At 70.2% G+C, this 1,655-nt stretch carries 2 protein-coding genes; both read right to left on the reverse strand.

The genetic code is table 11. From position 1 onward, the window contains the following. Positions 1-2: 2 nt before the first annotated feature. The gene (locus ACFZAX_RS35435) at positions 3-965 is read right to left on the reverse strand and encodes an FAD-binding protein (protein ID WP_390967100.1); all 963 of its coding nucleotides are present in this window, start codon (positions 963-965) and stop codon (positions 3-5) included. A gap of 106 nt (positions 966-1,071) precedes the next feature. Continuing rightward, positions 1,072-1,655 (reverse strand): electron transfer flavoprotein subunit beta/FixA family protein (locus ACFZAX_RS35440; protein ID WP_390967102.1); only part of this gene is annotated, 584 nt, incomplete at its 5' end.

Below are 1,655 nucleotides of genomic sequence, written 5' to 3' on the forward strand. Positions count from 1 at the left end.
GTTCAGTTCTTGCGGGTGTTGATCTCCTCGGTGAGCTGGGGCACGACGTCGAAGAGGTCGCCGACGACACCGAAGTCGACGAGTTCGAAGATCGGCGCCTCGGCGTCCTTGTTGACCGCGACGATCGTCTTCGAGGTCTGCATGCCCGCCCGGTGCTGGATCGCACCCGAGATGCCCGACGCGATGTACAACTGCGGCGAGACGGACTTGCCGGTCTGACCGACCTGGTTGGTGTGCGGGTACCAGCCCGCGTCGACCGCCGCCCGCGACGCGCCGACCGCCGCGCCCAGCGAGTCCGCGAGCGCCTCGATCACCGCGAAGTTCTCCGCACCGTTGACACCCCGGCCACCCGAGACCACGATCGCGGCCTCGGTCAGCTCCGGGCGCCCCGTCGAGGCACGCGGCGTCCGCGACACCACCTTCGTGCCCGTCGCCGCCGCCGAGAACTCCACCGCCAGCTCCTCCGCGGCACCCGCCGCCGCCGCCGGCTCCACCGGCGCCGAGTTCGGCTTCACCGTGATCACCGGCACCCCCCGCGACACCCGCGACTTCACCGAGAACGACGCCGCGAACGCCGACTGCGTCGCCACCGGACCCGACTCACCCGCCTCCAGATCCACCGCGTCCGTGATGATCCCCGAACCGATCCGCACCGCCAGACGCGCCGCGACCTCCTTGCCCTCCGCCGACGAAGGCACCAAAACCGCCACCGGCGACACCGCCGCGACCGCCGCCTGCAACGCGTCGACCTTCGGAACCACCAGGTACTCCCCGAACTCCGGCGCCTCCGAAGTCAGCACCCGCACCGCACCGTGCTCACCGAGCACACCCGCCGTGCCCGCCGCACCCGCACCCAGCGCCACCGCGACCGGCTCACCCAGACGCCGCGCCAGCGTCAACAGCTCCAGCGTGGGCTTGCGGACCGCACCGTCCACGTGATCGACGAAAACCAGAACCTCAGCCATGGAACATCCACTTCCTGCGAAACCAGAGACCAAAAAAAGGGGGAAAGGCAGGGGTCCTGACCGGCCCGTGCCCGGGACAACGCCGCGCCGCGACGCCGCAGGAGGGTCAGATGAACTTCTGGCCCACGAGGAACTCGGCCAGCTTCCGCCCGCCCTCGCCCTCGTCCTTCACGATCGTGCCCGCCGTACGCGCCGGACGCTCCACCGCCGCGTCGACGACCGTCCACGCACCCGCCAGACCGACCTCGTCCGCGTCGATCTCCAGATCGTCCAGGTCCAGCACCGTCACCGGCTTCTTCTTCGCCGCCATGATCCCCTTGAACGACGGGTAACGCGCCTCGCCCGACTGGTCGGTCACCGACACCACCGCCGGCAGCGACGCCGAGAGCTCCTCCGACGCCGAGTCCCCGTCACGCCGCCCGGTCACCGTGCCGCCCGACACCGACACCTGCGACAACAACGTCACCTGCGGCACACCCAGACGCTCCGCCAGCACCGCCGGCAGCACCCCCATCGTCCCGTCCGTCGACGCCATCCCGCAGACCACCAGGTCGTACCCCGTCTTCTCGATCGCCTTCGCCAGCACCAGCGACGTCCCCATCACGTCACTGCCGTGCACAGCATCGTCCTCGACGTGCACCGCCTTGTCCGCACCCATCGACAACGCCTTGCGCAACGCGTCCTTCGCGT

Origin of the sequence: Streptomyces sp. NPDC008125 (assembly GCF_042957125.1) — a bacterium.
GTDB lineage: Bacteria > Actinomycetota > Actinomycetes > Streptomycetales > Streptomycetaceae > Streptomyces.